This window comes from Psychroserpens sp. NJDZ02, from assembly GCF_004843725.1.
Lineage (GTDB): Bacteria > Bacteroidota > Bacteroidia > Flavobacteriales > Flavobacteriaceae > Olleya.
The window spans coordinates 3,667,582-3,681,188 of sequence record NZ_CP039451.1; the positions used below are offsets into that span (position 1 = coordinate 3,667,582).

Sequence of the window (13,607 nt, forward strand, 5' to 3'; positions counted from 1 at the left end):
TATGAGAGTATTAAACTTATTTAAAATAGCGATGAAAGCAATTATTCTCAATAAAACGAGAACTTTGCTTACTATGTTGGGGATTATTATTGGGGTAGCTTCTGTAATTGCAATGTTAGCTATAGGGGAAGGCTCAAAAGAGAGTATTCGTGCTTCAATTTCTGCCATGGGTTCTAATATGATAACCGTTAAACCTGGTGCAGATGATAAGGGGCCTGCAAGAGGTAGTGGAGGTGATGTTCAAACCTTAACACTTCAAAATTACGAAGTGATTAAAGAAAACGCAGATTTATTGAGTTATGTAACGCCTGTTGTAAATGGAAGTGGACAAATTATTAACGGTTCTAATAACTGGCCAAGTAGTATCTACGGTGTAAACCCAGACTATATTAAAATTAAAGTTGTAGGCTTACAAAGTGGTAGTATGTTTACAGATGCTGAGGTTAAATCGGCTTCTAAAGTGGCTGTTATTGGGCAAACCGTTGTAGAAAATGTATTTCCTGATGGTCAAAATCCTGTTGGTCAAATGATTCGTTTTAATAACATTCCTTTTACAGTGATTGGTGTATTAGAAGAAAAGGGTGAAAATACCTTTGGTCAAGACCAGGATGATGTTGTTATTGCACCGTATACAACGGTACAAAAACGTATTTTGGCAATCGATCATTTAAATCAAATTATGGCATCATCAATTAGTGAAGATGATGCAGAAGCGGCGGTAATACAAGTATCAGAAATTTTACGTACAGAACATAAATTAATGGATACAGAAGCCGATGATTTTAATGTGAGTTCTATGGAAGAGTTGATTTCTGCATTTAGTTCGACTAGTGAAATGTTAACGGTTTTATTAGTTGCAGTGGCAAGTATTTCCTTGTTAATTGGTGGTATTGGAATTATGAATATTATGTACGTTTCTGTAAAAGAACGAACAAAAGAAATTGGTTTAAGAATGGCTGTAGGTGCTAAAGGAGCAGATATTTTAATGCAGTTCTTAATTGAAGCCATTTTAATAAGTATTACCGGTGGTATTTTAGGTGTTCTCTTAGGACTCGCAGCTACTGTTTTTATTGAAAACTTTTTAAACTGGCCAACAAGTGTCGCGCTGTATTCTATTGTTATTTCTTTTGCTGTGTGTGCAGTAACAGGTATCTTTTTTGGATGGTATCCAGCTAGAAAAGCATCGGCTTTAGACCCAATAACCGCTTTACGTTACGAATAATAGCGTTTGATTTTTAAATTAATATAAATATTAAAAAGACTAATTGTTTTAAACAGTTAGTCTTTTTTTTATGATTGATGTTTTGGTTCAAAAATAAATTGAACAATTAAAATACTTATTGATATTAATAACCCTAAAACAGAAACACCTTGCCAACCAAAATGTTGCCAAGCATACGCACCTAAAAATGTACCTAAAGCTCCACCAATAAAAAAGCCCACCATATAAACCGTATTCACTCGATTTCTAGCTTCTGGATTCTTAGAAAAAATAGTAACTTGGTTAGTAATATGTAATACTTGCATCCCTAAATCTACTACAATTACGCCTAAGGCTAAACCAATTAAAGAGTATCCTGAAAAAAGGAAAATCACCCAAGAAATCATTAATAATACGGTAGAGAAGATAATCATACTTTTTCTAGTATATTTATCATTCATTTTACCAACAACGGTTGCGCCAAGTGCTCCAACAATACCAAAGACACCAAAGGCACCAGCAACATCGCTATCGTAATTAAAATGATCTTCCATTAAAAAAACAAAGGTGGTCCAAAAAACACTCAAACCTGCAAAACCAAGTCCAGCGCGTAAAGCAGCCAATCGTAAGGAAGGTTCTGTTTTAAAATAATGACCTATCGATTTTAATAAACTTCCGTAACTTCCTTTATAATTGGGCTTAATTTTCGGTAATTTATATTGAAGTAAAACAAACAGCAATACCATTAATACCGTTGCAGCAGAAAACATAAAGCGCCAGCCAAACCATTTTCCTATAACACCACTTATTACACGACTTCCTAAAATACCAATTAGCAATCCGCTCATTACGATACCTAAGGCACGTCCTCGACCTTTGTCGTCAGATAATTGAGCAACCATTGGCACAAATAATTGTGGTAAGGCAGACGAAAAACCAATGAAAAAGCTACTTATAATCAAAAGATATAAAGTACTTGATAATGATGCCGCTATTAGTGAGAGAATCATTAAAACAAAATCGAATTGTAATATTTTTTTGTTGGAAACCTTATCACCCAAAGGGACAATAAATAATAAACCAAAAGCATAACCCAATTGTGTAGCTAAAGGCACATTACTTACGGCAGATTCACTAACTCCAAATTCTACAACCATTTGATGTAAAAGTGGTTGGTTGTAGTATAGGTTTGCAACAACAAGTCCAGCAGATATACTCATTAAGTATAATACGGAATTTGATAATGTTTTGTTCATTTTTTAGAAATTTAAAATCTTGGATTATTTTCAATCGCCAAATATCAGAACTACTTTTTCGGATAACAAATAACTGCTGAACTTATTTTATGAAAAGGTTGCTCTTTTTAAATTTAACTTTCAAGAACTTGCGCTCTACTTTTTTTAGAAGCGACAATACTAATAATTAAGATCTGTGTGGCATGAAACAACATGAGCGGCAAAAGAATAATACCAACCGATGCCATGTTTCCGAATAATATCTTAGAAAAAACAGTACCATGTACTAGTGATTTTTTAGTACCACAAAACTGTGCTGTAATCTGATCTTCGGCATTCAATTTTAATTTTTTAGAGATAAAACCTGTTAGTGAAAAAGCAATGCCAAACAATACAATCACACCAATAAAAATAATGCCTAAATCTAAAAGAGAGACGGCACTAAAAATATTATCATTAAAAGATTCTGCAAAACTTTTATAGATTATTAATAAGATAATAGATTTATCAAACAGTGTTAATTTACTCCTGTGTTTGTGAGCAAAAGCACCTAAAAAACGTTGTAATAAGAGCCCTAAAATTACAGGTAAAATAATTTGAACAATCAGTTTTAGATAGATATCTGTAAAATCAAAATCGGTTTGAGCATCATTTACAAACAAGCCCATCCAAAGTGGTGTAATTGCAATTCCTATAATTCCAGAAATACTTGCATTAAAAATAGCTGCAGGTATATTTCCTTTTGCCATAGACACCATAACAACAGACGATGATACTGTAGAGGGGAGTGCTGCCAGGAAAAAGAAAGCTAACCAAATGGTTTCTTGTTCTTCATTCTGAAGTAATGGTCTAAATAATAAAACCAATAACGGAAACATTAAAAAAGTAGCACCTTGTACTAAAAGGTGTAATTTCCAATTTTTAAGACCTGATTTTAACTGTGTCGGGTTTAATTTTAATCCGTAGAAAAAGAAGATAAGCGAAATTCCTATCGCACTAATCGTGTCGATAGGAATTTTACTTTCTTGTGCTCCCCATTGTGGGAAAAAATAAGCTATTAGAATAGTCCCAATAATAGAGAGGACAAATTTATCAATCTTTAATTTCATGTTTATTTTCTTTGTTTCTATATGCTAAATTAGGTGTTTAAGGTAGTAGAAAATATTAATTCTGCTACAATCATAATCAGTAAAGGTTGCTAAATTTTAAATGACATTCCAGAAGATATTGCTTTTGGTAGTAATCCCTGAGATCTCATTAAATTAATTATAAAAATATCACCAACAAAAATACTAATGTTAATATAGATATGTGATATACAAAAGCAAAAGAAAAGAAATCGCTATAAGGAACAAGAACTGCAAGAGATCATTAAATTGAATAGCGGACTATGTTTGTAGTTTGTTTAATTAATACCGGGATTACTATTTTAATAAATAGGTTTTAATCTTTAATAAATGTGTATTTTCATTTTATCGTTATAATAAATAAAAATTACTATAGATAAAATCTTAACATTGGTATAGTAAATAGTCTAAACCATCTATTACGTTAAAAAGAAATAACAATTAGTTTTATATTTGAAGTGCTCTGTGAAAGCGGAATTAACACAACATTGATTATAAATTCTGTTAGTGTTATTCGATTTTATAACAAGACTTAAATCATAACCAAATGCATGAAAATAAAAACATAACAACCTTTTCTCACGTATTAATTTGGATTGTACTATTTAGTATGCCATACTTTTTATCTTATGGACAGGAACAAGATTTAAATAGGCTAGTGGCTCATTTTTGGATTCCATTAATATTTTCTGCAATTATATTTTATCTCAATTATTTTATATTAATAGATGCATTTCTGTTTCCCAAAAAAATGGTGCAATTTGTTATTATTAATGCTGTCATTATAATGATATTCTTATTCTTAAAAGAATTTATAGAAGACACTTATTTTTCAGATTTAGCAAAAAAACGCTCTAACAGTAATGGAGGTGAAGGACCTCCTTTTAAAATGTTTGTATACATTCGAGTACTGTCTTATATGGCACCTTTGTTGTTTTCAATAGCAATAAAAACAACAAAAAGATGGGTAAGAACAGAGGCTGAACGTAAAGAAGCGACAAACATTAAATTAAAATCAGAATTACAACATTTACATTACCAATTACAACCACACTTCTTTTTTAATTCGTTGAATAATATTTATGCTTTGGTAGATATTTCACCAGAACAAGCGAAGACTTCGATTCATAGCTTAAGTAAATTAATGCGTTACATGTTATATGAAACAAATGAAGAATCCATAGCGTTATCTAAGGAAGTCGAGTTTATGAAAAAGTATATCGAATTAATGAAGTTACGAGTGTCAGATAAAACAGTGGTTAATTATAGTTTTCCTTCGGAAGCAACAACAATTAAAATTGCACCTTTATTATTTATCTCATTAATAGAAAATGCTTTTAAGCATGGTGTATCGGCAAGCAAACCAAGTACGATTAATATAAATATGACGTGTAATGATAAAACAGTTTTGTTTAGTATTGTAAATGATAATTTTCCTAAAAAAACAGATGATAAAAGTGGTTCTGGAATAGGACTTCTTAATATCGAAAAACGTTTAGAATTATTGTATCCAAATAAAAGTAGTTTTAAGACCTTTGTAAAAGACGAGCGTTATATTGCGCAATTAGAAATAGAAACACACTAAATTATGAGTAATATAAAAATAACCTGTGTTATTGTAGACGATGAGCCTATGGCGCTTAATTTAGTAGAAAGTTATGTAGAGAAAACACCTTTTCTAGAGCTGAAAAAGAAGTGTAGTAACGCTATTGAAGCTATGGAGTTTATAAAAACAGAACCTGTAGATTTATTATTTCTAGACATACAAATGCCAGATTTAACTGGTATTGAGTTTTCTAAAATGTTACCAAAAGAAACACGTGTAATTTTCACAACAGCATTCGACCAATATGCTTTAGAAGGTTTTAAAGTAGAAGCTTTAGATTATTTATTAAAACCTTTTGATTATGCCGAGTTTCTTGCTGCCGCAAATAAAGCAAATGCTTGGTTTGAATTGCTAAAAGGAAACCAGCAGAGTAGTAGTGTATCCAATGAAAAAGAATTCCTATTTGTAAAATCAGAATATAAGCAATTGCGTATTAAGTTGGCTGATGTTTTGTATTTTGAAGGGTTAAAGGATTACATTAAAATATGGTTAAAAGATAATCCTAAACCTATTTTAACTTTAATGAGTTTAAAATCGCTTCAGGAAGAACTTCCTGAATCTCAATTTATGCGAGTACATCGCTCATTTATTGTTTCACTTAAAAATATAGATGTTATAGAGCGTAGTCAGATTATTATTAATAACCAGCGTATTACGGTTTCTGAGCAGTATAAACCTGTTTTTTTGGAATTTGTGAGTAATAATTCACTTTAAAGTAAAAAATACTGGCCATTCATCCTTGTTTTCTTGCATTTGAAAGATTGGGGCGTTTCGTTGGTCTAATATTTCTGTTAATAGCTAATGCTCGGAGTACCTTTGTAACAACATAAAACCCCAAATTGTTATGAAAAAAATCACACTATCACTAGTTATAATTATAAGTTTATTTAGTTGTAACAGCGTTAAAAACGTAAGTACATCAAATTTATCAGAAGCAACTGTATTATTAAGTTCATTAAACTCAAGTTCTTCAGTTCAACAAATTGTAAGCCTTTTTAGTTTATTAGATTCTAATGAAGATAGGTCTATTAGTTCTACGGAAGCTATTGGACCTATAGCAGAACATTTTACACGTTTAGATGCTGACAGAAACTCAAGTTTAGATATTACAGAATTAACAGGATTATCGAGTCTGTTGAAATAATATTTTTATTAAATTAGTCTAAAGAAAAGGTATGCTTCATTGTGTACTTTTTTTTTGTGCCATAATTATAATAGTAATACAAGAAGTCTAGGTATAGCATTTTCTACTGTGATATATTTTGAAGAACTAAAGTGGTGCATTAAAATGATGTAAAAGGATAATTCAAGGCTTATTTTAGTCTTAGTAAGCCATGGTCGTTACATGAAGAATTCTCGGGAACTCAATTTTTACGTTTAGCTTGTGCTTTTATTGTTTAAAAAAAAGAATGAAGCTATAGAATGTAGTTAGGTCATTATGAATAACAAATACATTATTATTATTATTATTATTATTATTATTATTTCTGAGTAGTTTGTCTCTGTTTTTCTTGAATTTGTAAATGAATAAATCACTTTTGAGGAAAAGAATTATCCATTCATCTATATCTTCTTGTATTTGAAAGGTTGGGGCGTTTCACTGGGCTAATATTTTTAAGAATAGCTAATGCTCGGAGTACCTTTGTAACAACATAAAACCTCAAATTATTATGAAAAAAGTCACACTATCACTAGTTATAATTATAAGTTTATTTAGTTGCAATAGCGTTAAAAACATGGATACATCAAATTTGTCTAAAGCAACAGTATTATTAAGTTCATTAAACTCTAGTTCTTCAGTTCAACAAATTGTAAGCCTTTTTAGTTTATTAGATTCTAATGAGGATAAAGCTATTAGTACTACAGAAGCTATTGGATCTATAGCAGAACACTTTATGCGTTTAGATGCTGACAGAAACTCAAGTTTAGATATTACCGAATTAACAGGTTTATCTAGTTTATTGAAATAATATTTTTATTTAATTAGTCTAAAGAAAAGCATAGTCTAAAGTATACCTTTTCTTGTTTTATCTCATAATTATATTAGGTATTTAAGCTGGAACAAATGTGGTCTGTAAAACCAGCTATTTAATAGATACAATATGGGCATTGGTCTATTTGTCTTTTTTTAAAGTTTTAATACCTGTATCTTTAAGCTATAGAGGCAATACGGGGTCACAAAGTATTGAAGTTAAAATTAAACACAAATAATTATGAAAACACATATTAAAACATACGTATTATCAGTCGCTTTTTTATTAGCATTAACAACACAAGTATTAGCTCAAAAAAAGCATGTTTCAAATACAAAAGAAGTAACTAAAACGACAAAGCGCACTGTAGCGATAAAAAACAATAAAAAAATATCAAGTAATAAAGTAACTTATAAAACGCCTAAAAAGAAAGTGGTTTCTGTTAGGAATGTACCAAATAGGTCTGTAGTTACTCATAAAGGGCAAAATTACTATTATGCAAATAATAAGTATTATACGCAGTCTAGGGGACATTATATTGTTATAGCTCCAAAGGTAGGGTTTAGAATAAAAGTATTACCAACAAATTATAAGAGAGTGCAGTTTAATAATCGTTTCTATTTTAACGTAAATGGTATCTTTTATACACAAACAAATAACGAATATGAAGTTGTAGATCCAGAGGTTGGGACTGTTGTTTATGAGTTACCAGGCGATTATGAAAAAGTAATATTAAATGATCAGACGTATTATGAATATGCTAATGTTTTATATGAGAAAGTACAGGTAGATGGGACACGAGCTTACGAAGTTGTAGGGATTATAGATATGGATTAAATTATTAGAATTTTGGTTGATTTTTAATGGTTGAAAAGGGGTGATTTTATAATTACCCTTTTTTTTATTAAAAATAATTTGGTTTGACATCTTTAGCTTTTATAACTTTAGTTTCAGAAATAAATTTCATAAAAAGATAAAGTGACATATAATGGCATATCAATATTAGAACCGTAAACGTTTGGCTGTATAGAAAATATTCATTTATAGGTGATAATCCTAAATTGAATATGGTTGCAACACCTGAAGTTAATAAAATCGTACCATTAGCATAATTATCACTAATATATATTATAGCAAAAGTAATAGCATAAATAAATAAACATAACGCGCATATGATGACAAAAACCATGTTGTTATTAGGAATGTGGCCCATTAATAAATCTACGACTGAATAAATAATATAGGTAACAAGAAAGAAGCCTATAATGACGGATAATGACAGAAATGATTTTAATTTACTTTTTACTAGATACTTTTTAAGTAACAGCGTAAATAAAATTAGATATCCAGATGTTAAAAGGCTTATGATATTAAAATATTTGTTAAAAGAATAAAAACTTAAAAAATTAAGCCCTAAAAAAGCGAATAGAGCTAATAAAAATAAAGGGTCTGCTTTCTTTTTTGTAATGCTTATATATTTTATAATTAGAGTTATAATGACTATAGGAGCTATATAAATCAAATCTTTTTTTACTGTTAAAGTTATGCTCATAACTAAAGCAGTTAAAAAAGCAACAAAAAATAAGATATCAAAAACATTAATTTTTATTATAAAAAGTAATGATTTTAATTTGTCTTTAAACATTCGTGTTAGGTTGAATAGGGTTTTGTTTTATTAAATATAATTATTTACTTTCATATATTTCGAATAATTACATTTAGAATTAATTTATAATATAGTTTTGTTTAAAGATTCTAACGCTATTAATGGTTTTTTCTATTAGATATTTACGGTGGTATCTATTGTTTTTATTCTATTTTTATAGTAGGAAGGGTAAATAATAATTATGACGTTAGTTTAAACAGAAAAGCATCTGTTTACCAAATGGTTACGGGTGTAATCGTTCGGTTTTTATAAATAAAGTAATTAGTTTTATTTTTATAGTTGTTTATGGGATCAATTTCTTAGTTATTCAGTGTGGTTTTGGGTGTGATTTGCTCTTATTTTTAGTTTTAGAGTATAATTGCTAGTTGATTACGAATTTAACATCCCTTTCGTTGTAGATTCTTTAAATTCGGTGAAATACACTATTTGCTTCAATATAATCGATATAATACATTTTTTATCGTTTAAATTTGTTTTACCCAAATTAAACTGTAATCAAATGAAAAACTTAACCTTTTTATTACTCTTTTGCGCTATCCGCTCTTTTTCTCAAGTAGGTATAAACACTGTTTCTCCAGATCCATCATCTATTTTAGATATTACTAGCACTGATAAAGGTGTGTTAGTGCCAAGAATTGATTTAACATCAACATTAGATGTTACTACAATTGCATCACCATTAACTAGTTTATTGATTTATAATACGGCTACTATTGCAGATGTATTTCCAGGTTACTATTATTGGAATGGAACCGAGTGGTCTAAATTAGCCACTTCACAAATAGTTGATAATGCTTGGGGTATTCTAGGTAATACTGGTATTGATGATGCAGTAAACTTTATTGGTACAACAGATGATCAAGATTTAGTTTTTAAAAGAAATAATGTTTTTGCAGGTGTTTTAGACGCATCCAATACGGGATTCGGGATTAACGCAATAGCTTCTGTTGTAATAGCAAGACGTGTAACAGCAGTTGGTTTAAATGCTTTAAAAGTAAATGCTAATGGTTTTGAAAATACAGCGTTAGGTGCAGATGCTTTATCTTCAAATACAACAGGAAGTTATAATACAGCTACCGGAGCAAATTCATTATCTTCAAATACAACCGGTAGTTATAACGCTGCCAATGGTTTAAATTCGCTTACAGCTAATACTACAGGGCTTCGTAACACAGGTATTGGTTCTAATGCATTGTATTCAAATTTAGGAGGTAGTAATAATACAGCTTTAGGTCAAAGTGCGCTTTATAGTAATGAGTCTGGTGCTAATAATACAGCGTCAGGAACTAGCTCGCTTTTTAGTAATATTTCAGGAAATGGTAATACAGCCATAGGAATTAATGCGCTTTACAAGAATGAAAGCGGTGATAATAACACGGCAAATGGAGTAAATAGCTTGTATGGTAACATTTCGGGTAGTGGTAATACTGCTGTTGGAATAAATTCACTTCTAAATAATACCGAGGGGAATAATAATGCTGCGATTGGTTTGGGTGCAATGCAAGGTAATTTAACAGGGAATAATAACGTAGGAATTGGATCAAGTAGTTTGAGGTTTAACGATTCAGGTGATTTTAATATAGGGATAGGAGGTGCCGCATTGTTTGATAATTCAACGGGAATAGGGAACTGTGCTATGGGGCAAACTTCTCTGCCCAATAATACCATTGGAGATTATAATACGGCTTTAGGGTATAATGCATTAAACCTTAGTACGGAAGGGAATAATAACGCAGCAGTAGGTTTCCAGGCGCTTAGGTTAAATACAACAGGTAGTAACAATACAGGTATTGGTTATAGGTCGTTAGATAACGTAACAACAGGAAGTAATAACACAGCAATAGGTTATTTATCTTCTGTGCCTGACCCAACATTAGATAATCAAGTACGCATAGGTGGGATTGGAATAACGTATGCCGGAGTGCAAGTAGCATGGTCTGTAACATCTGATAGACGTTGGAAAAACACCATAGAAGATTCCGATTTAGGATTAGACTTTATTAATAAATTGCGTCCTGTGTCTTATTTCAGGACTAACGATAAAAGAAACAAATTAGAGTATGGCTTTATTGCACAACAGTTACAAGAAACTCTAAAAAATAGCAGTGCCAAAACAAATGGTATTATAACCGAAGATGTTGAAGGTATGCTAAGCGTTAGGTATAACGATTTAATGGCGCCAATGGTAAAAGCTATACAAGAGCAATCTACAGAAATTGAGTTATTAAAATCTGAAAACGAAGCCTTAAAAAAGAAGCAATTGGCTTTTGAAAACGAGCTTAAAGAAATTAAAAAGTTGTTATTAAGTCAAAAATAATAGCTTCTAAATTTTCTTAAAAAGATTAGTAAAACATTAAGATTAAAAACCAATTTATCGCCTTTAATTTGAGCTCTTATTCTTTTATAATTTATAAGAAGAACTTATGATGACAAACAAAATGATTGGGATAGTTGGTGGCGTAGGTAGTTACGCTGGTATTGACTTAATTAAAAAGGTTTACGATCTTACAGAAGCCTTATCTGATCAAGACCATTTACCAGTATCTATGTTATCTGTACCACATAAGATTATAGATCGCACAAAATATCTTTTAGGTGAAACCGAAATAAATCCAGGTATTGCTATTGCAGAAATTATTGCGTCATTAATAGCTAGTGGGTCTAGTATAATTGCTATTCCGTGTAATACTGCACATGCCCGACCTATTTTAAGTTTAATTGAAAAAAGTATTCCTGAGTCTTGTGTTTTGGTTAATCTTATTGAAGAAGTTGGTTTGTATATTTCTACAAAACATCCAGAAATCACAAAAGTGGGGGTTTTAGGTACCACAGGAACTATTTTGGCAAAAGTATATCCTGAAGTCTTGGCTAAATATAATATTGAAGTCATACAACCATCGGAAGACATTCAAGACTTATTTGTGCATCCTTCTATTTACGACACTAGTTACGGGATAAAAGCATTTTCTAACCCTGTAAATCAAAAAGCTAAAGAAAACCTTGGTATGGCAGCCACTTATTTGTCTAGAAAAGGCGCGCAAGCTGTTATTTTAGGGTGTACCGAGATTCCGTTAGCAATCCAATACGAAAAAATAGAGGATAGTCTTATTATTGATGCAACAACCGTTTTGGCTGCTGCTTTAATACGTGAATCTAAAAAAATGGAATTAATAGCTTAAATACTTTATAAACTTTGAATGCACAGTAAAATACGTTTCTTTTTTTGTGAATCGTTAACTCTAATTTAGATTTATATTCTAATCCTTATTTTTGTTTTAAGCAAAACGCAATAAATGGTTAAATACATTCAAAAACATTCCATTTTATCTATTTCGGTAGGTATCATTTTTCTATGCACTTTAGTTGTGTTTTTTGCTACTGAAGCAAGTTATAATGCTATTGAAAGTGCTTCATTGTGGGTACGCAATTATTTTGGATATTTTTATTTATACTTAGGTTTTGGATGTGTTATAGCGCTTTTACTACTTGCCTTTTCAAAATATGGAAGGATAAAACTAGGAAAACCATCATCTAATCCCGAGTACTCTTTATGGTCTTGGACTGCTATGCTTTATAGCGCAGGAATGGGATCTGGTATTTTATTAAGAGCAGTGCAAGAACCTGTTTTTATGCAGCAAAACCCGCCTTTTAACTCTAGTTTACCTGCGCAAACAGTAGCTTTAGAGTTTACGTTTTACCAATGGGGGCTTACGGCGTGGGCTTTTTATGGACTTTTTGCAGTAATTGTTGGCTATGCATTACATGTCAATAAAAAGAAGGTAAGAATTAGTGCAACTATAGAAGACAGCGTTAAAAGTAATACACTAAAAAATAGTGTAGATGTTATAACTATTATTACTACTGTTTTCGGGTTAATAGCAGCAATCGGTTTAGGAACTACGCAAATTAATGGTGGCTTAAATCATCTGTTAAACCAAGATTTTGGATTGATTACTACAATTTTACTTTGTGTCTTTATTTCTACAGTGGCTTGTTATTCTGCTTGGCAAGGTGTTAATAAAGGGATTAAAATATTCTCTAATTTAAATATCATTGTCACCCTTGGTATTTTGTTGTTTATCTTTTTTACTAGTGATATGAAACGTATTTTAATTGCGTTTTTTACATCTACTTATCATTATATAATCGACTTTATACCAATGAGTTTAGCTATTGGAAATTATAATCCAGGTTTAGAATTTTTAACCGGTTGGACTTTTTATTATTGGGCGTTTTGGTTAGCCTGGGCGCCTTTTACAGGTATATTTATAGCTCGTATTTCTAAAGGACGCACCATAAGACAATTACTATTGGGTGTTTTAATTATTCCGTCTTTGGGAACTTTTTTTTGGTTTTCTGTTTTCGGATCTTCAGCTTTTCATTTAATTGAAGCTTGGGGCACTTACGATAACCAATTCGGGAATGTGTTTTCATCTATTTTTGTGTTTTTTGAACACTATCCGTTCGCAACATTTTTAAATATAACCTCTATATTTTTATTAATCAGTTTTTTAATAACTTCTGTCGATTCTGCTGTATTCGTGCTAAGTATGTTTACGGATAAAGGGTCTAAAAACCCAAATAAAACGCATCGTGTCATCTGGTCTGTTTTTATCTTATTAGCAACTATTGCCTTAATTCTTTTAGGTAATATTAAGGCAAATGTCAATGTATTGGAAGCTGTGCAACGCTTGTTAATTATAACATCTTTACCATTTTCGGTTTTTATCATCATTATGTTTGGTTTTTTTGTAAAAGATCTTAGAAAAAACCGACTAAAAGTTAATAATAAAGAATAG

Annotated in this window: 12 protein-coding genes; 9 read left to right on the forward strand and 3 right to left on the reverse strand. The window is 30.8% G+C overall.

Going from position 1 to position 13,607, the window contains the following annotated elements; translation table 11 throughout:
• Window position 1: 1 nt before the first annotated feature.
• The gene (locus E9099_RS16250) at window positions 2–1,222 is read left to right on the forward strand and encodes an ABC transporter permease (protein WP_136584571.1); all 1,221 of its coding nucleotides are present in this window, start codon (window positions 2–4) and stop codon (window positions 1,220–1,222) included.
• A 68-nt stretch (window positions 1,223–1,290) separates the two neighbouring features.
• Here the strand turns inward: E9099_RS16250 and E9099_RS16255 are convergent, their stop codons facing one another.
• Window positions 1,291–2,457 (reverse strand): MFS transporter, encoded by a 1,167-nt coding sequence (locus E9099_RS16255; protein WP_136584572.1) that lies wholly within the window; start codon window positions 2,455–2,457, stop codon window positions 1,291–1,293.
• Window positions 2,458–2,570: 113 nt separating this feature from the next.
• Window positions 2,571–3,545, reverse strand: a complete 975-nt coding sequence (locus tag E9099_RS16260) for a bile acid:sodium symporter family protein (RefSeq protein WP_136584573.1) — start codon at window positions 3,543–3,545, stop codon at window positions 2,571–2,573.
• Between the two features lie 565 nt (window positions 3,546–4,110).
• On the opposite strand from E9099_RS16260, the gene E9099_RS16265 reads away from it, so the two are divergent.
• The 5 genes from E9099_RS16265 to E9099_RS16285 all read left to right on the forward strand — a co-directional run bounded on the left by E9099_RS16265 (window position 4,111) and on the right by E9099_RS16285 (window position 7,979).
• Window positions 4,111–5,148, forward strand: coding sequence for a sensor histidine kinase (locus E9099_RS16265; RefSeq protein WP_136584574.1), 1,038 nt, complete (start codon window positions 4,111–4,113; stop codon window positions 5,146–5,148).
• A gap of 3 nt (window positions 5,149–5,151) precedes the next feature.
• A complete protein-coding gene (locus E9099_RS16270) occupies window positions 5,152–5,883 on the forward strand; it encodes a LytR/AlgR family response regulator transcription factor (RefSeq protein ID WP_205961003.1) in 732 nt (243 codons plus the stop codon).
• A 130-nt stretch (window positions 5,884–6,013) separates the two neighbouring features.
• Window positions 6,014–6,313 carry a hypothetical protein gene (locus tag E9099_RS16275; protein WP_136584575.1) on the forward strand — a complete coding sequence of 100 codons (300 nt, stop codon included), beginning with the start codon at window positions 6,014–6,016 and terminating at the stop codon, window positions 6,311–6,313.
• Between the two features lie 526 nt (window positions 6,314–6,839).
• On the forward strand, window positions 6,840–7,139 hold the full coding sequence (locus E9099_RS16280) for a hypothetical protein (RefSeq protein WP_136584576.1): 300 nt from the start codon (window positions 6,840–6,842) through the stop codon (window positions 7,137–7,139).
• Between the two features lie 243 nt (window positions 7,140–7,382).
• The gene (locus E9099_RS16285; RefSeq protein ID WP_136584577.1) at window positions 7,383–7,979 is read left to right on the forward strand and encodes a DUF6515 family protein; all 597 of its coding nucleotides are present in this window, start codon (window positions 7,383–7,385) and stop codon (window positions 7,977–7,979) included.
• Window positions 7,980–8,046: 67 nt separating this feature from the next.
• On the opposite strand, the gene E9099_RS16290 is transcribed toward E9099_RS16285, so the two are convergent.
• Window positions 8,047–8,787: a hypothetical protein gene (locus tag E9099_RS16290; protein ID WP_136584578.1), complete on the reverse strand. Its 741-nt coding sequence runs from the start codon at window positions 8,785–8,787 to the stop codon at window positions 8,047–8,049.
• Between the two features lie 520 nt (window positions 8,788–9,307).
• Here E9099_RS16290 and E9099_RS16295 point away from each other — a divergent pair.
• The 3 genes from E9099_RS16295 to E9099_RS16305 all read left to right on the forward strand — a co-directional run bounded on the left by E9099_RS16295 (window position 9,308) and on the right by E9099_RS16305 (window position 13,607).
• Window positions 9,308–11,125: a tail fiber domain-containing protein gene (locus tag E9099_RS16295; RefSeq protein WP_136584579.1), complete on the forward strand. Its 1,818-nt coding sequence runs from the start codon at window positions 9,308–9,310 to the stop codon at window positions 11,123–11,125.
• Window positions 11,126–11,231: 106 nt separating this feature from the next.
• Window positions 11,232–11,987, forward strand: coding sequence for an aspartate/glutamate racemase family protein (locus E9099_RS16300; protein ID WP_240788913.1), 756 nt, complete (start codon window positions 11,232–11,234; stop codon window positions 11,985–11,987).
• Between the two features lie 114 nt (window positions 11,988–12,101).
• Window positions 12,102–13,607, forward strand: a complete 1,506-nt coding sequence (locus E9099_RS16305) for a BCCT family transporter (protein WP_136584580.1) — start codon at window positions 12,102–12,104, stop codon at window positions 13,605–13,607.